Here is a 16,955-nt window from a genome sequence, read left to right as displayed (position 1 = left end):
ACCATGAAACATGATCGGATCACAAATGGCTGGACCGCAATCGGCAGCGACCTGCAAGACGGCGTCTGGACCGTGCGGCTGGAGGGCAGTGGCGACCCGCCAAAGCTAGAGGCCAGCCACCTGCACCGCACCATCCCGGACACGCAGGTCGCGGAAGACGACTCTGCGCTGCAAATCACGGTGAAGCTGCCGCGCGCCGTTCTGTCGGATGGGCTGCAAAGCGTGCACCTGCTGGACAAAGCCAGCGGCACCACGCTGGCGTCGCTGCACATCGCGTCGGGCAAACAAGTCTCTGCCGACATGACCGCCGAGCTCGCGCTGCTGCGGGACGAGCTTGACCTGCTCAAACGCAGCCTGCGCGCCCTGATGGCCGAGTAACCGGCCCGTTTCGTTTCACGATACGATCCCGGAAGCGTCGCGACATTGTCCGGCCCGCTCCGCATTCCTGCCCAGATCGACCGGCATACCTTGGAAACAACGAGGGGTGTCGTGAATGAATAGGGCAGACAATGGATAGACTTACGGAAATGGAGGCCTTCGCGACGGTCGTCGATCAGGGCGGCTTCACCGATGCCGCCAAGAAAATGGGCATCTCGAAGTCCGCCGTGTCGAAGCATGTCTCGTCGCTGGAAGCGCGTCTTGGCGCACGGCTGCTGAATCGCACCACGCGCCGCGTGTCCCCAACAGAGATCGGATTGGCCTATTACGACCGCGCCCGCCGCGTTCTGAACGACGCCGGAGAGGCCGACAGTCTTGTAACTTCGATGCAATCCGCGCCGTCGGGCTTGCTGCGCATCAGCGTCGCGACCGATTTCGGGGTCAATCATCTGTCACCGATCCTGGGCGAGTTTCTGGGCGAATACCCGGAAATCACGGTCAACATGATCCTGAACAACCGCTACGTCGAGCTGATCTCGGAAGGGTTCGATCTGGCGATCCGCATCGGCGAGCTTGAAGACAGCACGCTGCGCGCCCGCAAGCTGACCGACACGACGAAGCGAATGGTCGCTTCACCAGGCTACTTCGAAAAGTTCGGCCGTCCGCAGCGGATCGATGACCTGAACGAACACAAGCTGCTGCACTACTCCAGTCAGGCCAACGGGTCCGTCTGGAAGCTGACCGCGCCGTCGGGCGAGAAGCGACAGGTTCGTACCTCTGGCTGGCTGTCGGTGAATGACGGGCAGTCGCTGCTGAACGCCGCGATCTCTGGCCTTGGAATTGCCTACCTGCCGTCGTTCCTGTACGCGGACGCGATGAAGCAAGGCCTCGTGGAAGAGGCCATCCCCGATCTTCCGGGTGAGACCCAGGGCATCTACGCCGTCTATCCGCCGGGCCGCTTCACGCAGCCCAAGGTGCGCGCCTTCATCGACTTCCTGGCCCATGCCTACGCCGACAAAGGCCCCGACATCTGGTAATCAATCGGGCGTCAGAACGACTTCGACCCGCCTGTTCGCCTCGCGCCCCTCTGCTGTCAGGTTAGAGGCGCGGGGCGCTAGGTAGGCGACGCCCTCTGCCGCGATACGGTCAGGGGCGATGTCGTATTCGCCGATCAACGTCTTGCGCACCGCGCGTGCCCGCGCGCGCGAGATCGCGATATTCGGCTCCAGCCCGCCTTCCGTATCGCTGTGGCCGACCAACGTGATCTTTGTGCCTGGATCGCTGCGCAACCCCTCTGCCAACGCCCCAAGCGACCCGAACGGCCCGCCCGCCAACGCGGACGATCCGGTCGCGAAGACCAGATCATCCAGAACCGCGCGTCCGTTTCTGCGCAGACTGTCCCAGACCGGGCCGCTTGCAGCGGACGGGGCGGCTATGGTCACGGCCTGAGATGGCATTGTGCCTTCGGGCAGCACCTCAGTCACATGCAGGTATCCGGCCGAAGCGGCACGGCTGGCTACCAGCGAGACGACGGCCCCATCCACGCCGCGCGCCAGAACATATCGGTAGTTGCCCAGATCGACATACATCGAAGGCGGCGGAAGCAGGTCGAGCGCGAAGCGAAAATCGAACCCGCCGCACTCTGCATCCGCGCAGTCGAACCCGATCTCGTATCCCGCCTCGCGCAGCGCATCCCGAGCGGGTGCAAGGATCTGCTGCACGGTCCGCGTCTGTCCCGGCAAACGCCACGCCGTTCGCGTCACCTGTCCCTCGGCCCGCTGCGTGGGCACCGAACCGCCGGACCACGCGCCCGTTGGCAAAGAAGCCGAGCCGGACTGCGACACCGTCTCGACCTTTCTAGCGGGCGCGGGCAGTTCCAGCGTCAAAGCCTGCGCGCTCGCCCCCCAGACGGCGAAAATCAGCGCCGCGCGTATCACCGCGCCTGCGCGTGATAGTCGGCGTTGGGCTGCATTTCCGTCGCGGTGGCGACGCGGTTGGTCATGTTGAAGAAGCCTGCGACGTTGGCGATGTCCCAGATGTCCCGGTCCGTGAAGCCCGCATCGCGCAAGGCCTGCCGATCAGCCTCGACCACCTCGGACACGGCTTCCGTCAGCTTCCAAGCGAAGGCCAGCATCGCATGCTGACGCGCATCTAGGTTAGCGACACGCCAGTTCATCACCAGCTGTTCGCCCAGCATTGGATCGCCTGAGAGCTGCCGCACGGCGGCACCGTGCGCCACAAGGCAATACCAGCAGCGATTGCAGGATGAGACGACCACCGCGATCATCTCACGCTCCAGCTTGGTCAGGCCAGAGTCGGCCAGCATCAGCTCATTGTACAGCGCGGTGAAGGTGTTCAGCTTGTCGATATCGAAGGCATGGGCGCGCAGCACGTTCGGCACCATGCCCAGCTTCTCTTGGCAGACGTCGAAGTATTTCTGTGTCGCGTCGGGCAACGGATCGACCGGCGGCAGGTCCAGCGCGGTGGGGGCATCGGTCATGGGCGGGTGTCCTTCGGTTTGCTACGATAGTGATAGCACCGGCCACCGGTCAGTCCCAAGCCCCGGTAAAGCGCGATGGCGGCGGTGTTGGCTTCCGTCACCAGCACCGCGATCCGGGTCGCGGCCCTGACCTGCGCCCAGCGCGCGGCGTGGCGCATCATATGGGTGGCAAGACCGAAGCGGCGCAGTCCCGCGCGCACCTCGACCGCATGGACCATCACGGTGCCGCCGTGGATCGCAACGAAAGCGGCCCCGGCAGGCTTGTCCTGCGCACGTCCAAGGATGCTGGTCTTGGGGCCGGTGACGCGATCCATGACGGCGAGACGAGCGGGTCCGATCCCACCCTCGGCCCAGATGTCGCGCTGCACCTGCAAGGGCGGCCAAACAGTGAAACCGCTGACGGGTGAGGGCTCTGGCGTAGTCAGAGCGGCAACGTCGCAGGACAGGATCAGCGTCGGATCAACCAATTCATACCCCCGATCGGCCAGCACCATGTCGAAGTCCGTCTGATCGGGGCGCACTGCGAACAGGTCTGTGTGCTTTTCCGCCGTATCCAGTTCGGGGTCAGTCGGAGTACCCTCGACGCTTGCCGCGCTCACACGTTTGCCGCCACCCCCGCCGTCGCGCAGCGTAAACGGGCCGAGAGATCGCAAGGACGCCGGAGGCCAGGTGGCGTGCAGAAGATCGTAGTCGGTCACTCTCGGCCTTCCGGAAATAGCGCGCGCAACTGCGCCATCGCGGCCTCCAGCGCGCTTTCATCCGCCGCGCGCAGCACGATGCTGACCTTGTAGCCCGCACCGCCCCAGGCCGGATAGCTGCCGACCGAGACGCCGGGATGCGCGGCCACCACCTGGGATAGCCCTTCGGCGATATCGCCTTCTCCCCGGTCCACCATCAACGACCGGCTCTGCAACCGCGCGCCCCCGGTCAGAGTGGGCAACAGGCTTTCCAGCATCGCCTCGAATATCTTCGGCACACCCGCCATGACGTGGACGTTCTGCAGGGAAAAGCCCGGCGCGGCAGAGACCGGATTGTCGATCAGCGTCGCCCCATCGGGGATGCGGGCCATACGCAGGCGGGCGTCGTTCATCTCTACCCCGCGTGCGTCGTAATGGGCGGCAAGGATCGCGCGGGCGTCGTCGCGTACGTCGATAGGCGTGTCGAAGGCGGCAGCGATGCAGTCGGCCGTGATGTCGTCATGGGTCGGACCGATCCCGCCAGAGGTGAAGACGTGGCCATACTTCGCGGACAACTCGCGCGTCGTTGCCGTGATCGTGGCCGCGTCGTCCCCGATGAAACGGACTTCCCGAAGGTCGATTCCATGCTCGGTCAAACGACCCGCCAGATGGTGACTGTTCGAGTCGCGGGTGCGGCCCGACAGGATCTCGTCGCCGATGACCAGCATCGCGGCGGTGGGGTTGGTCATGACGGCATTCCTTGCAAGCGGTTGCCCCGCAACATACCCCCACGCCATGCGCTTTCAATCGCCCCTGATCCGTGGCCGCCTTGTCCGCCGCTGGAACCGCTTTCTGTCCGAGGTCACGCTGGACGACACCGGAGAGACCGTGCGCGCCCATTGCCCCAACCCCGGCACGATGATGGGTCTGAATGCGCTTGGCACGCCGGTCTGGGTCGAGCCAAACGACGACCCCAAGCGCAAGCTGCGCTACGGCTGGCGATTGGTTGAACTGCCGGGCGACGAATGGGCCGGGATCGACACCGCCGTGCCGAACCGCGTGGTGGGCGAAGCACTGCGGGCGCGGGCCATTCCCGAATTGGCCGACTACGGAACGGTGCGGCCAGAAGTGAAGTATGGCCAGAAAAGCCGCGTCGATTTCCTGCTGACAGAACCGGGCCTTCGGGATGCCTATGTCGAGGTGAAGAACGTCCACCTGCGCCGCACCGATGACTGGGCCGAGTTTCCAGATTGCGTCACCCTGCGCGGCGCGCGTCACTTGGACGAACTGTCGGACATGGTGCGCCAAGGCCATCGCGCGGTGATGCTGTATCTGATCCAACGCACCGATTGCGCCCGGTTTCGGCTGGCGAAAGACCTTGATCCCGGTTACGCGACGGCCTTCGCACGCGCCCGTGCCGCCGGGGTCGAGGCTATCGCCTATGACACCGCCATCGACACAAGCGGTGTGACGTTGCGCCGCCCCTTGCCGATCCACGCGGGTGAGTAGCCTTTTGTTAGCGCGCTCGCTATACTGCGGCGCAGAAAGACCACGAAAGGAAAGACCGTGGACCGCTCGACCGGACATCTGACGAAAGACGGCATTCGCCTGCACGACGCGGCGGATTTCGACGGCATGATGGTTGCTGGCGAACTCGCCGCGACGATCCTGGATCGTATCGCCGAGCATGTGGTCCCGGGCCAGTCCACCGCCGAACTGGATCGCTTGATCGAAACCTGGGTGACTGAGGCGGGCGCGACATCCGCCACCATCGGATATCGCGGCTATCAGCACGCGTCCTGCATCAGCGTGAACCACGTGGTCTGCCACGGCATTCCGGGGCCGAAGACGCTGAAGGACGGCGATATCCTGAACATCGACGTGACCGTCATCGTCGATGGCTGGTTCGGCGACACATCGCGGATGTATGTCGCCGGAAAACTGCCCCGCAAAGCCGAACGTCTGATCGAGGTCACGCATGACGCCCTGATGAAGGGGATCGAGGCCGTGAAGCCCGGCGCCACCTTCGGTGACATCGGCTACGCGATTCAATCTTACGTCGAGGCGCAACGCATGTCCGTCGTGCGCGATTTCTGCGGACACGGTCTGGGCCGCGTCTTTCATGCGCCGCCCAACGTGCTGCACTACGGTCGCCCCAAGACCGGGCCCGTGCTGGAAGAGGGTATGTTCTTCACCATCGAGCCGATGGTGAACCTTGGCCGTCCAGAGACAAAGGTGCTTGCCGATGACTGGACGGCGGTGACGCGCGACAAGTCCCTGTCCGCGCAGTTCGAGCATTCGGTGGGCGTCACGGCAGATGGCGTGCAAATCTTCACGCTGTCGCCCGCTGGGCGTTTCCACCCCACTTATGGTTGACGCGGCGGCCACCGGCACCGCCCCCGCACACGGCGCACGCATCGTCATCTGGTCCCTCTCGGCGTCGAATTTCGTGATCGGCATGGGGGCGTTCGTGCTGATCGGCCTTGTAAACCCGATGGCCGAAGACTTCGGCACGACTCCCGCCGCGATCGGCACAGCGATGACGACATACGCCATCGCTTATGCCCTGATGTCCCCCGTGCTGGTCGCACTGACCGGCGCACTGGGGCGGCGGCGCCTGTTGGCCATTGCCATGGGCATCTTCGCGCTGGGCAGCCTTGGCACCGCCCTCGCGCCATCGGAACTGATCGTTCACCTCAGCCGCATTATCGCCGCCGCCGGGGCGGGAATGTTCACGCCCGTCACGGCCTCGGTCGCCGCCGCCCTGTCGCCGCCGGAAACGCGCGGAAAGGCGTTGGCTGCCGTGATTATCGGATTGACCGTCGCGCAAGTCGCGGGTGTGCCGATGGGCAGCTTCGTCGGCTACACCTTCGGATGGCGCGCGGGCTTCCTGATCGTGGTCGCGCTCGCCCTGCCCTGCCTGTGGCTGATCTGGACTCGCGTACCAAAGGGGTTGGAGATTCCGCCCGCATCGCTGTCGGACCTTGGCAAGACGCTGGCGAACGGCCCCGCGATGCTGGCGATCCTGTTCACCGCGACGTTCCTTGGCGCGATCTATGTTCTCTACACCTACCTCGCGCCCTTGCTGTCAGAGACGATGGGCTACGGGCGCAACGGCGTCACAGCCGCACTTCTGATCTTTGGCGCGGGCGCCGTTGCGGGCAACATCATCGGCGGTTGGATGGCGGACCGCTTGGGCGCGGTGACAACGCTGCTGATCCTGTCGGGCGCACAAACTCTGATCATGCCGCTGTTCTTCTTCCTGCCCTATCCCGGCTGGCTGCTGTTCGGCTTGTTGGGCGTATGGTCCGTCTTCGGCTGGTCGTTCATGGCCGGGCAACAACTGCGCATCCTGTCGATCCTTCCGGAACGGCCCGGCGTCGTGCTGGCCTTGAACGCCGCGGCGATCTACGTGGGCGCGGCCATTGGATCGGGCATCGGCGGCTTGGTGCTGGCAGGCTGGTCGCTGACCGCCCTCGGTCCCGTCGCGGGCATCGGTGCGGCACTCGCCTTTGCGCACGTCCTGCTCTCGCGTCGGATCAGCGGACAGTAGCCAGCGTGATCCACGTATCGCCATAGCGGCGCGCGTCGACTTTTTCCAACGTGGGCGGCACGTCGATTTGCGATGACTCCTCCCACACGATCAGCGCATCTTCCGCGATCCAGCCCTGCGCCAAGGCGGATGTCATGGCGCGCTCTCCCAACCCTTGCCCGTAGGGCGGATCGAGGAAGACCAGTGTCGCAGGCATCGCGGCGGGCGGAAGTCGCGTCGCGTCGGTCTTGAACACCTGCGAGCGCTCGGCCTCAGCCAACAGCGCGATATTCTTCCCAAGTAACGTCAGCGCCGCCCGCCCCGAATCCACGAACGTCGCATGATCCGCCCCGCGCGACAGAGCCTCTAGCCCCAGCGCACCGGTACCCGCGAACAGGTCGAGCACGCGCGCATCCGTGATGGGATCGCCATAGCGCCCGCCTGTCAGCACGTTGAACAGGCTTTCGCGCACGCGATCCGTGGTCGGGCGCAGGTGGTTGCGGGTGTCGCCCTTGCCCACATCGGCCAAGGCCCGTCCGCGATGGCGACCGGCGATGATCCTCATCGTTTCAACAGCGCTTTCAGATCCGTGTCGGGATCGGCGATCTCTTCGGGAGAGACCTGCGCGCCCGCTGCCAACAGCCGCTTGCCGACCATATAGGCGCGGGCGTCGTCGATCGCGTCCACCGCGCGCAGGGATTCGCCGCAGAAATACCAATGCGAGCGGCCCGTATCGGCGCGCGTGACCAAACGGTCATACCCGGTGTTCAGCCCGGCGATCTGCAGGTGCGTGTCGTATTGGTCGGACCAGAACCACGGCTCCGGCACATAGGCCGCGCCCGCTCCCAGCATGTTGCGCGCGACGGCAGCGCCCATGTCGATGGCGTTCTGCACAGACTCCAAGCGCACATGCGCGCCCCGGAACGGAAACAGCGCGCAGTCGCCCGCCGCCCAGATCGAGGGGTCAGACGTGCGGCCCAGTTCGTCAACGACAACGCCGCCATCCGCCTCAAGCCCCGCTTCGGCGGCGATCAGGCAACGCGGCAGGACTCCGATGCCGACGATGACCAGATCGGCGGGCAGAACCTCGCCCGATTGCAGCTTCGCGCCGTCGACAGACCCGGTTCCGGTCAGCCGCTCCAGCGCCTCATTCTCGCGGATCGTCACGCCATGTGCTGCGTGGATCGCCCGCATCTCGGCCGCTGTTTCGGACGCGGCAACGCGACCAAGGATACGCTCGCCCGCCTCGATGACCGTGACGTCGGCCCCCAACTTGCGGGCCACCGCCGCCGCTTCCAACCCGATGTAGCCGCCCCCCACGACCACCACGCGCCCTGCCGCGCGCAGTGGAGCATTCAGCGCGTCGATGTCGGCCAGAGTGCGGATCGTGAAGACGCCGTCCAGATCGCCGCCGACCTCTGCAGGCAGGGGCCGCGCCACCAACCCGGTGGTAATCGCCAGTTGATCGTAAGGCAGCACATCATCGCCCACGCGTACCGTCTTGGCTGCCGGGTCGATCCCATGCGCGGGCTGCCCAAGCCGCAGGGTGATATCCTGGTCGGCATACCAGGCCTCTGGCCGCAGAAAGAGCCGTTCTCGCGCCATCTCGCCCAGCAAGTAGCCCTTGCTCAAGGGCGGGCGCTGGTAGGGTGGCACATCTTCGGCCCCCACAAGCGTGATCAGGCCGTCGAACCCCTCGGCGCGCAGCGTGGCGCACAAGCTTTGCCCGGCTTGCCCTGCTCCGACGACCACGAAATGCGCCATGACGACCCCCTGTCCAACCCGCTTGAAGCGGCTATAACGAGGCTCGGACCCCATGCAAAGGACGACACCATGCCGCTGCGCCCCGGAGACACGATGCCCGACGCCACCCTTCTGCGAATGGGCGAAAACGGCCCCGAAGAGGTGAAACTGTCCGAACGGCTGAAGGGCCGCACCGTCGTCCTGTTCGGCCTGCCCGGCGCCTTCACCGGCACCTGCACGACCGCCCATGTGCCGTCCTTCATCAACGCGATGGACGGGCTGAAGGCAAAGGGCGTGGACGAGGTGATCTGCGTCGCCGTCAACGATCCGTTCGTCATGCAGGCGTGGGGCGACAGCACCGGCGCGCATGATGCGGGGATCACGATGCTGGCCGATCCGGCGTCCGACTTCACCAAGGCTGCCGACATGGCCTTCACCGCGCCTCCCGTCGGTTTTTTCGATCGATCCAAGCGCTACGCGGCGGTGATCCGGGACGGCAAGGTAGAGACTGTTCAGGAGGACGAGCCCGGCACCTGCAACATGTCCGGCGGCGACGCGATTCTTGAAGCGTTGTAGCCGACCGGCACACCGGCGGGACGCTTGTGATCCAGTGCGTCGGGGGGCCGTTTGGTTTCGGATAGGCGCGCGATAGGCTGCTGCAGCAGATCCGCGTTGTTACTCATACGCTCTGCCCGACTGATCTTTAGGTATCCAGGTTCTCGACCATCAGCGCGTTGGCACGGATGAAGTCGCGGCGCGGTTCGACCACGTCGCCCATTAGCTTGGTGAAGATGTCGTCGGCCTCGGCCACGTCTTCCACTTTTACCTGCAATAGCGTGCGCGCTTCCGGGTCCAGCGTGGTTTCCCACAACTGGTCGGGGTTCATCTCTCCCAGACCCTTGTAGCGCTGAAGCGTCAGGCCGCGTTGGCCTTCGTCGGTGATGGCGTTCAACAGGTCGAGCGGGCCGTGGATCGTCTGTTCGCGGTCCTTGCGCACCAGCTTCGCAGGATCGGTATAGACCCCGCGCAGTGCCTCTGTTTCCGTGCCAAGCCGCCGCGCTTCGCCCGAGCGCAGGACCGCACCATCGAGCGTGCGCAACTCTTCCACACCGCGCAGAACGCGGGACAGGCGGATACCGTGATCCTGCGTGATACGCCCCTGCCAGCCAACTTCATATTCTGTCGCGATCTGGTCGAGCCGGGCGGCGACGCGGTCAGCAGCGCCCTGAAGGTCACTGTCGGCCACGCCCGGCGCGAAGGCTCCGGCGATGGCGGCCTGCTCCAGGATGGTGTGCTGGTAGTGGGTCGGGAACTGGTTCAGAATCCGGCGCACGGTCCGCGCTTCTTCCACCACGCGCAGCAGATCGTTGCCTGCGATTTCGTCGCCGTTGGTCAGGCGCAGCACGGCTCCGTCGACACCCTGTTGAATCAGGTAGTCTTCCATGCTGGCCTCGTCCTTCAGGTAAACCTCGGACTTGCCCCGCGCGACTTTGTACAGCGGTGGTTGCGCGATATACAGATACCCGCCCTCGATCAGCTCGGGCATCTGGCGGAAGAACAGCGTCAGCAACAGCGTGCGGATGTGCGCGCCGTCCACGTCGGCGTCGGTCATGATGATGACCTTGTGGTAACGCAGCTTCGAGATATCGAACTCGTCCCGCCCGATGCCGGTGCCGAGCGCGGTGATCAGCGTCCCGATCTCTTGGCTGGACAGCATCCGGTCAAAGCGTGCGCGTTCGACGTTCAGGATCTTACCCTTCAGCGGCAGCACAGCCTGATTGAAGCGCGCCCGACCCTGTTTGGCCGAGCCGCCGGCCGAGTCGCCCTCGACCAGGAAAACTTCGCGCTGGGCGGGGTCTTTCACCTGACAGTCCGCCAGCTTGCCGGGCAGGTTCGCCACATCGAGAGATGACTTCTTGCGCGTCATCTCGCGGGCCTTGCGGGCGGCTTCGCGGGCCAGCGCCGCTTCGACGATCTTGGTGACGATGGTGCGCGCATCGGCCGGGTTCTCTTCGAACCACTCGGCCAGCTTTTCGTTCATCAGGCCTTCGACAGCAGGGCGCACCTCAGAGCTGACCAACTTGTCCTTGGTCTGGCTGGAAAACTTCGGATCGGGCACCTTCACGGACAGAACCGCTGTCAGTCCCTCACGTGCGTCGTCGCCGGTGAAGTTCACCTTCTCTTTCTTGGCGATGCCAGATTGGCCCGCGTACAGGTTTAGTGTCCGCGTCAGCGCACCCCGGAAGCCCGCCAAATGCGTGCCGCCATCGCGCTGCGGGATGTTGTTGGTGAAGGGCAGCACCATCTCGTTGTAGCTGTCGTTCCACCACATCGCGACTTCGACGGTGATGCCGTCCCGCTCTCCAGTGAAGAAGATCGGATCGGTGATCAGGCCGGTCTTCGAACGATCGAGGTACTTCACGAACTCCTTCACGCCACCTTCGTAGAAAAGCTCCGTCTCGATGGGTTCGGCGGGGCGTTCGTCGCGGATCAGGATGCGTACGCCAGAGTTCAGGAACGCTAGCTCGCGCAGACGCGCCTCCAGCGTCTTGAAGCTGTATTCCAGATTGCTGAACGTATCGGTGCTGGCCATGAAGCGCACCTCGGTCCCCTGCTCGCCGTTCGCATCGCCTACGACCGCCAGCGAGCGGGTGGTAAAGCCGCCTTCGAACCGAGCGGTGTGCTCCTTGCCATCGCGCCAGATGCGCAGCTCCAGCCAATCGGACAGCGCGTTCACGACCGACACGCCCACGCCGTGCAGACCGCCCGACACCTTATAGCTGTTCTGGTCGAACTTACCGCCCGCGTGCAGCTGGGTCATGATGACTTCCGCCGCCGACACGCCTTCGCCCGTATGCATATCCACCGGAATGCCGCGCCCGTTGTCACGCACCGACACGCTGTCATCGGCGTGCAACGTCACCACAACGCGGTCAGCATGACCGGCCAAAGCCTCGTCGATGCCGTTGTCCACGACTTCATAGACCATGTGATGCAGGCCGGACCCGTCGTCGGTGTCGCCGATATACATGCCGGGCCGCTTGCGCACAGCCTCCAGGCCCTTGAGAACCTTGATGGAATCCGCGCCATATGCGGGCTCGTTCGCCGAGATGTCTGCCATGATCGCCTGAACTTTCTATTGTTGGCGATTTTTACCGCTTCTGGGGGGGAATGTCACGCCAATCCCCCAGATTTGGTGTCAGAGAAACGGGATTGCCAGACCGACCGCGATCAACAAAATTCCGGCGATGGTATTGGTCCGACGTACCGCCGCCGGACTGGCCAGAAGACGGCGCACCTGCCCCACCATTCCGGCCAGGATCAGGTTGCCGACCAAGGGCACGGCGGCGGACAATCCGCAGATTGCTGCGATATCCCACACCGTCAGCGCGGCAAGATCGAAGAAGCCCGGCAGCATGCCTGCGTAGAACAGGATCGCCTTCGGATTGCCGATGATGACAACCAGACCGGCAATGAACCCCGCCCACATTCCAGGGCGCGTCAAGCGGCTGTCCCGCCCGACCTGGGCATCCCGGTGGCGCAGGATCAGAAGGCCCATCCCGATAAACACAAGGCAAGCGACCCACTTCAGGACGTCGAGGAACCCGCCGTAGACCGAGACCAGCCAGCCCACCCCAAGGATCGCCAGCAACGCCCAGAGGACATCGCCCACCAGAACACCCAGCGCCAGCGGCCACGCGGCGTGAAAGCCACCCGACAACGTGCGCGCCAGCATCGCCACCCACACCGGTCCCGGCGTCAGGAACAGCGCGAAAAGGGCTGCGGCGTAAACAGCGAGATCAAGGGCCGAAAGCGTCATTCCGCCTAATGCCCCATCTGTGCAGCGCAGGAAATAGCACCCCGTCTGAACCGGTCGGGGCCAACCGGTGTTGTCCGCTCACAGGTCCGTACCGGATCGGCGGTCAGGAGAGCCCGGATGAGCGACAAGACCATGAAGGATGTGGCCGAGATGATGGCCGACATCGACTTTTGCATGATGGAAACGAAAACCGATGGCGACCGGATCGCCACGCGTCCGATGTCCAGCAACGGCGACGTGGATTACGATGGTGACAGCTATTTCTTCAGCTACGAGAACAGTCGCAAGATACGCGATATCCGCGCGGATCCCCACGTCTCGCTCAGTTTTCAGGGCACCGGGGGTGTGATGGGGCTGGTCGGCAAGCCGGGCAACATGGTCGCGGTTCAGGGCAAGGCGGAACTTATAGATGACAAATCCACCTTCGCGGAACACTGGGTTCCGGACCTGGAATATTGGTTCAAGGACGGCATCGAGACACCGGGCATGATCCTCATCAAGGTGCATGCGGATCGGGTGACGTATTGGTCCGGCATGGATCAGGGTGAATTCACCCTGTAACGACGCTTTCGCCCGCTGTCTCGGTCACTTCCAGATGGCGGGCGCGATCGCCCAGATCAGCGAACAACTCCGGCCCCGTTCCCGTCATCCAGGCCTGCGCGCCCAGTGCCTCGATTTCGTCGTACAGCGCGGCGCGGCGGTTCGCATCCAGATGCGCCGCCACCTCGTCCAGCAACAGGATCGGAGGCGCCCCCGTCTCCGCCGCCAGCGCGCGCGCGTTCGCCAGAATCAGCGAGATCAGAAGCGCTTTCTGCTCGCCGGTCGAACACAACGCCGCCGCAACGCCCTTCTCGCGGTAGACGGCGGATAGATCGGCGCGATGCGGTCCGGTCAACGTCCGGCCCGCCGCCATGTCGCGGCCCCGCCCCTGTTCCAACGCTTCCAGGCTGAATGGTGCGGCGCCCTCTGGATCTTCGATGGCCAAAGTGGACACGGGAAAAGCGGTCTGCGCCGCCCCTTGCGCGCCCGCGATCAGACGCACGGCATGGGTGCGTGCAGCGATGATATCGGCGCCCGCATCCGCCATCTGAGCCTCCAGCGCCCGATACCAAGCCGAATCCCGCACCTGATCCTTCAACAGTCGGTTCCGCTCGCGCATCGCCTTTTCATAGGCCAAGACGGCTTCGGCGTGGGCGGGCAGAAAGCTCATGGTCATACGATCCAGAAACCGCCGCCGCCCGTCCGCGCCTTCGATCCACAGCCGGTCCATGGACGGCACCAGCCAGAGCACCCGAACGATCCTCGCCAATGCCGATTGCGGCGTGGCTTTTCCGTCGATCCGTACCGAGCGTCCGTGGTTCGGCTCGGCCCGCGTGTCGATCTCATGCACGCCCACCTCGGCACCCACACGCCAGCCCACCTGCTGGGGCCGCCGCATCAGATCGTCCGCTGCCGCGCGCCGCAGACCGCGGCCCGGCGACAGCATAGACACCGCCTCTATCAGATTGGTCTTGCCCGCCCCATTCGGCCCGTGGATCGCCACGGGACGTGCGTCCACCTCTAACACCGATCGGCGGTGCGAGCGGAAATGCGATAGCTCAAGGCGCGTCAGATACATCCGCGCGCCCTCCTTCACTGTTCGAAAAATACCTCGGGGTTTGGGGCAGAGCCCCGATCAACGCCCGATCACACACGCATCGGCATCACAACGTAGACCGCCGATTCGTCCGTACCTTCGCGCATCAAGGTCGGATCGCCGGAAGAATTGAACAGGAACACTGCGTTCTCGCGATCCACCTGGCTGGCGATCTCCAGCAGGTACTTGGCGTTGAAGCCAATCTCCAGCTTCTCGTCCTGGTAGGCGACGACAAGCTCTTCCTCGGCGTTGCCCGCATCGGGCGCGTTGACCGACAGGATCAGCTTGTCGTCCTCCAGCTGCATCTTCACGGCGCGGCTGCGCTCGGACGACACGGTGGCGACGCGGTCGACAGCGCGGGCAAAGTCAGAGGCATCCACCTCTAGCCGACGCGTGTTGTTCTGGGGAATGACGCGCGTGTAATCTGGGAACGTGCCGTCGATCACCTTGGACGTCAGCGTGATCTCCGGCGTGGCGAACCGAATTTTCGTTTCGCTGACGGACACCGCGATCTGCGTCTCGTCGTCTTCCAGCAGCTTGCGCAACTCACCCACGGCTTTGCGGGGCACGATCACGCCCGGCATCGTTTCTGCACCTTCCGGCAAACCAGCATCGATCCGTGCCAGGCGGTGGCCATCGGTCGCCACGCAGCGCAGAACCCGACCACTGTCGGCCTCGGCCACGTGCATGTAGACGCCGTTCAGATAGTAGCGCGTCTCTTCGGTGGAGATTGCGAATTTCGACTTGTCGAACAGCCGCCGCAGCACAGGCGCGGGTGCTGCGAAATTGGCCTCGTACTCAGCGCTCGCCATCACCGGGAAGTCCTGCTTGGGCAGCGTGGCGAGCGCGAAATTGGATCGCCCAGCCTCCACCGTCAGACGGCCCGAGGCGCCATCGTCAGTCAGCGACACCAGCGCACCATCGGGCAGCTTTCGGACGATCTCGTGGAAAGTGACGGCGTTGACCGTCGTGGCCCCTGCACGCTCGACCTTGCCGGGTGCGCGGTCCACCACCTCGATATCAAGGTCGGTGGCGCGGAACAGGATCTCGTCGCCCTCGGCTTCGATCAGCACGTTCGCCAGGATCGGAATGGTATTCCGACGCTCGACAACGGATTGGGCGCGTGCCACGGCGCGCAGAAGGGCACCGCGTTCGATACTGAATTTCATCTCGATCTCCTGCGCAGTCTCGTGGGGCGTCGTCGGATCGCCACGCTACCCGCTGGAGCGGTCCGTGCAACTGCCTTTCGCGCGGATTTCCGCGAATCGTGGCCCCCGTGCCGCCTATTGCCCCGAAAGTGCCCGGCGCAACAGGGTGACGTCCTCTGTCAGGGACTGATCCTGCACCATCAGCTCTTCGATCTTGCGGATACCGTACATGATCGTCGTATGATCCCGCTTGCCGAACTTGCGCGCGATTTCAGGCAACGAGCGATCCGTCATCTCCTTGGCCAGGAACATCGCCACCTGACGGGGCCGCGCATAGACGCGGTTGCGTTTCGGACCCACCAGATCGGCCAGACGGATGGCATAGTGATCGGCCACGCTGCGCTGGATCGCGTCGATGGACGCCTTGCGCTCGCTTCCCTTCAGCAGATCGTGCAGGAACTCCTGCGCCATGTTGGTGTCGACTTCCCGCTCCAGGAACGAGGAATGCGCAAAGAGCCGCGTCATCGCACCCTCAAGCTCGCGCACGTTCGAGGTGACGCGGTGGGCGACGAATTTCATCACACCCTCACCGATGACGGCACCGGGGAACTTGCGGGCGTAGATGTCCATCTTGCGTTGCAGGATGCCCAGACGCAGCTCGTAGCTGGTGGGATGAATGTCGATCACAAGGCCCGAGTTGAAACGGCTGACCAGCCGGTTCTCCAGCCCGTCGATCTCACCCGGAGAGGTGTCCGAACTCAGGATAATCTGCTTGTTCATACCGACCAGCGCGTTGAACGTGTGGAAGAACTCTTCCTGCGTGCTGTTCTTGCCCGCGATGAACTTCACATCGTCGACCATCAGAACATCGACGGCGCGGAACAGGGCCTTGAAGCCCATCATGTCCTTCTCGCGCAGCGCTTGAACGAAGCGGTGCATGAACATCTCGGCAGAGATGAACAGGATCTTCAGCGACGGGTCGCGCTCTTGCAGCTCCCAAGCGATGGCGTTCATCAGGTGCGTCTTGCCCAGACCGCTGCCGCCATACAGGAACAGCGGATTGAACGAGACGGGGCCACCGCTGGCGACCCGGCGCGCGGCGGCGTAGGCCAGCTCGTTGGGCTTGCCGACAACGAAGGTGTCGAACGACTTTTCCTGATCGAACGGAAGCGCTTCGCCGGATCGGGGGCGGGCGTTGGCGGTCGGCGCGGCGGGCAGGGCCTCCGGCGCGCCGGGTGCTTCCGGTGTATGCGCGCTCGGTGCGGCACCTGTGTTGGCGGCATCCTGTGTCACAAAAGACAGCCGATGAACATCGAACCCCGCCGCCTCTGCTTCGCGCAGGATCGGATCGCGGAAATAGCGATCCACCCATGTGCCCACGAAGGGCGAGCGGACGGCGAACGTCATCACGCCACCGCTTAGATCCCGGAATTCCAAAGGCTCGATCCACATGGAATAATTGTTGCCACCGACCTTGCTCTTGAGCGCAGTCTTGACCTTCCCCCAGCCATCGTTCGTCAT

The 16,955-nt window shown here is 64.3% G+C and carries 17 protein-coding genes and 1 pseudogene; 7 read left to right on the top strand and 11 right to left on the bottom strand.

Translation table 11 applies throughout. The annotated features are described in order from the left end of the window. Positions 1 to 3 precede the first annotated feature (3 nt). Both FIU81_RS00090 and FIU81_RS00085 read left to right on the top strand, forming a co-directional pair. Positions 4 to 378 carry a hypothetical protein gene (locus tag FIU81_RS00090; protein WP_124110035.1) on the top strand — a complete coding sequence of 125 codons (375 nt, stop codon included), beginning with the start codon at positions 4 to 6 and terminating at the stop codon, positions 376 to 378. 131 nt (positions 379 to 509) lie between these two features. Continuing rightward, positions 510 to 1,415, top strand: a complete 906-nt coding sequence (locus FIU81_RS00085; RefSeq protein ID WP_124110036.1) for a LysR family transcriptional regulator — start codon at positions 510 to 512, stop codon at positions 1,413 to 1,415. Here the strand turns inward: FIU81_RS00085 and FIU81_RS00080 are convergent, their stop codons facing one another. From FIU81_RS00080 to FIU81_RS00065, 4 genes are read right to left on the bottom strand one after another with little or no spacing between them, the layout of a single operon-like run. After that, entirely contained in the window at positions 1,416 to 2,315 is a 900-nt protein-coding gene (locus FIU81_RS00080; protein WP_124110037.1) for an OmpA family protein, read from the bottom strand. It abuts the gene before it with no gap. Beyond that, positions 2,312 to 2,878 (bottom strand): peroxidase-related enzyme, encoded by a 567-nt coding sequence (locus FIU81_RS00075; RefSeq protein WP_124110038.1) that lies wholly within the window; start codon positions 2,876 to 2,878, stop codon positions 2,312 to 2,314. The genes FIU81_RS00080 and FIU81_RS00075 overlap by 4 nt, the downstream gene beginning before the upstream one ends. Then, entirely contained in the window at positions 2,875 to 3,576 is a 702-nt protein-coding gene (locus FIU81_RS00070) for a GNAT family N-acetyltransferase (protein ID WP_124110039.1), read from the bottom strand. The genes FIU81_RS00075 and FIU81_RS00070 overlap by 4 nt, the downstream gene beginning before the upstream one ends. Continuing rightward, complete coding sequence (locus tag FIU81_RS00065) at positions 3,573 to 4,304, bottom strand: competence/damage-inducible protein A (protein ID WP_124110040.1); 732 nt, start codon at positions 4,302 to 4,304, stop codon at positions 3,573 to 3,575. The genes FIU81_RS00070 and FIU81_RS00065 overlap by 4 nt, the downstream gene beginning before the upstream one ends. 46 nt (positions 4,305 to 4,350) lie before the next feature. Between FIU81_RS00065 and sfsA the strand changes: the two genes are divergently transcribed. From sfsA to FIU81_RS00050, 3 genes are read left to right on the top strand one after another with little or no spacing between them, the layout of a single operon-like run. After that, positions 4,351 to 5,064: a DNA/RNA nuclease SfsA gene (sfsA, locus tag FIU81_RS00060; protein WP_124110741.1), complete on the top strand. Its 714-nt coding sequence runs from the start codon at positions 4,351 to 4,353 to the stop codon at positions 5,062 to 5,064. Positions 5,065 to 5,121: 57 nt separating this feature from the next. Further along, complete coding sequence (map, locus tag FIU81_RS00055; protein ID WP_124110041.1) at positions 5,122 to 5,931, top strand: type I methionyl aminopeptidase; 810 nt, start codon at positions 5,122 to 5,124, stop codon at positions 5,929 to 5,931. Then, a complete protein-coding gene (locus tag FIU81_RS00050) occupies positions 5,924 to 7,108 on the top strand; it encodes an MFS transporter (protein ID WP_172971354.1) in 1,185 nt (394 codons plus the stop codon). The genes map and FIU81_RS00050 overlap by 8 nt, the downstream gene beginning before the upstream one ends. Here the strand turns inward: FIU81_RS00050 and rsmD are convergent. Next, positions 7,095 to 7,652: a 16S rRNA (guanine(966)-N(2))-methyltransferase RsmD gene (gene rsmD, locus FIU81_RS00045; protein WP_124110043.1), complete on the bottom strand. Its 558-nt coding sequence runs from the start codon at positions 7,650 to 7,652 to the stop codon at positions 7,095 to 7,097. The two genes, FIU81_RS00050 and rsmD, sit on opposite strands and share 14 nt — an antisense overlap. Continuing rightward, positions 7,649 to 8,851: an NAD(P)/FAD-dependent oxidoreductase gene (locus FIU81_RS00040; RefSeq protein ID WP_124110044.1), complete on the bottom strand. Its 1,203-nt coding sequence runs from the start codon at positions 8,849 to 8,851 to the stop codon at positions 7,649 to 7,651. The genes rsmD and FIU81_RS00040 overlap by 4 nt, the downstream gene beginning before the upstream one ends. Positions 8,852 to 8,920: 69 nt before the next feature. On the opposite strand from FIU81_RS00040, the gene FIU81_RS00035 reads away from it, so the two are divergent. Further along, positions 8,921 to 9,406, top strand: coding sequence for a peroxiredoxin (locus FIU81_RS00035; protein ID WP_124110045.1), 486 nt, complete (start codon positions 8,921 to 8,923; stop codon positions 9,404 to 9,406). A gap of 127 nt (positions 9,407 to 9,533) precedes the next feature. Here the strand turns inward: FIU81_RS00035 and gyrB are convergent, their stop codons facing one another. Then, complete coding sequence (gene gyrB, locus FIU81_RS00030; RefSeq protein ID WP_124110046.1) at positions 9,534 to 11,951, bottom strand: DNA topoisomerase (ATP-hydrolyzing) subunit B; 2,418 nt, start codon at positions 11,949 to 11,951, stop codon at positions 9,534 to 9,536. 78 nt (positions 11,952 to 12,029) lie between these two features. Beyond that, on the bottom strand, positions 12,030 to 12,650 hold the full coding sequence (locus FIU81_RS00025; RefSeq protein ID WP_124110047.1) for a LysE family translocator: 621 nt from the start codon (positions 12,648 to 12,650) through the stop codon (positions 12,030 to 12,032). 117 nt (positions 12,651 to 12,767) lie between these two features. Between FIU81_RS00025 and FIU81_RS00020 the strand changes: the two genes are divergently transcribed. Next, complete coding sequence (locus FIU81_RS00020) at positions 12,768 to 13,211, top strand: pyridoxamine 5'-phosphate oxidase family protein (RefSeq protein WP_124110048.1); 444 nt, start codon at positions 12,768 to 12,770, stop codon at positions 13,209 to 13,211. Here FIU81_RS00020 and recF read toward each other — a convergent pair. From recF to dnaA, 3 genes and pseudogenes are all read right to left on the bottom strand, one after another. Beyond that, complete coding sequence (gene recF / locus FIU81_RS00015) at positions 13,201 to 14,268, bottom strand: DNA replication/repair protein RecF (protein ID WP_124110049.1); 1,068 nt, start codon at positions 14,266 to 14,268, stop codon at positions 13,201 to 13,203. The genes FIU81_RS00020 and recF overlap by 11 nt on opposite strands. 68 nt (positions 14,269 to 14,336) lie before the next feature. After that, positions 14,337 to 15,455 (bottom strand): DNA polymerase III subunit beta, encoded by a 1,119-nt coding sequence (dnaN, locus tag FIU81_RS00010; protein ID WP_124110050.1) that lies wholly within the window; start codon positions 15,453 to 15,455, stop codon positions 14,337 to 14,339. A gap of 114 nt (positions 15,456 to 15,569) precedes the next feature. After that, positions 15,570 to 16,945: pseudogene (gene dnaA / locus FIU81_RS00005) on the bottom strand (chromosomal replication initiator protein DnaA); the annotation flags it as partial. Positions 16,946 to 16,955: the final 10 nt, after the last annotated feature.

Source organism: Palleronia sp. THAF1 (assembly GCF_009363795.1).
Classification (GTDB): domain Bacteria; phylum Pseudomonadota; class Alphaproteobacteria; order Rhodobacterales; family Rhodobacteraceae; genus Palleronia.
The sequence above is the reverse complement of the archived record's forward strand: the minus strand, read 5'-3'. Positions and strand labels throughout refer to the sequence as shown.

Bases quoted from the DNA above. Each gene is read 5' to 3' on its own strand.
- recF (WP_124110049.1), bottom strand. From the start codon at position 14,268: ATGTATCTGACGCGCCTTGAGCTATCGCATTTCCGCTCGCACCGCCGA.
- rsmD (WP_124110043.1), bottom strand. From the start codon at position 7,652: ATGAGGATCATCGCCGGTCGCCATCGCGGACGGGCCTTGGCCGATGTG.
- FIU81_RS00035 (WP_124110045.1), top strand. From the start codon at position 8,921: ATGCCGCTGCGCCCCGGAGACACGATGCCCGACGCCACCCTTCTGCGA.
- FIU81_RS00065 (WP_124110040.1), bottom strand. From the start codon at position 4,304: ATGACCAACCCCACCGCCGCGATGCTGGTCATCGGCGACGAGATCCTG.
- FIU81_RS00085 (WP_124110036.1), top strand. From the start codon at position 510: ATGGATAGACTTACGGAAATGGAGGCCTTCGCGACGGTCGTCGATCAG.
- dnaN (WP_124110050.1), bottom strand. From the start codon at position 15,455: ATGAAATTCAGTATCGAACGCGGTGCCCTTCTGCGCGCCGTGGCACGC.
- sfsA (WP_124110741.1), top strand. From the start codon at position 4,351: ATGCGCTTTCAATCGCCCCTGATCCGTGGCCGCCTTGTCCGCCGCTGG.
- FIU81_RS00025 (WP_124110047.1), bottom strand. From the start codon at position 12,650: ATGACGCTTTCGGCCCTTGATCTCGCTGTTTACGCCGCAGCCCTTTTC.
- FIU81_RS00090 (WP_124110035.1), top strand. From the start codon at position 4: ATGAAACATGATCGGATCACAAATGGCTGGACCGCAATCGGCAGCGAC.
- FIU81_RS00020 (WP_124110048.1), top strand. From the start codon at position 12,768: ATGAGCGACAAGACCATGAAGGATGTGGCCGAGATGATGGCCGACATC.
- FIU81_RS00075 (WP_124110038.1), bottom strand. From the start codon at position 2,878: ATGACCGATGCCCCCACCGCGCTGGACCTGCCGCCGGTCGATCCGTTG.
- gyrB (WP_124110046.1), bottom strand. From the start codon at position 11,951: ATGGCAGACATCTCGGCGAACGAGCCCGCATATGGCGCGGATTCCATC.
- FIU81_RS00040 (WP_124110044.1), bottom strand. From the start codon at position 8,851: ATGGCGCATTTCGTGGTCGTCGGAGCAGGGCAAGCCGGGCAAAGCTTG.
- FIU81_RS00050 (WP_172971354.1), top strand. From the start codon at position 5,924: ATGGTTGACGCGGCGGCCACCGGCACCGCCCCCGCACACGGCGCACGC.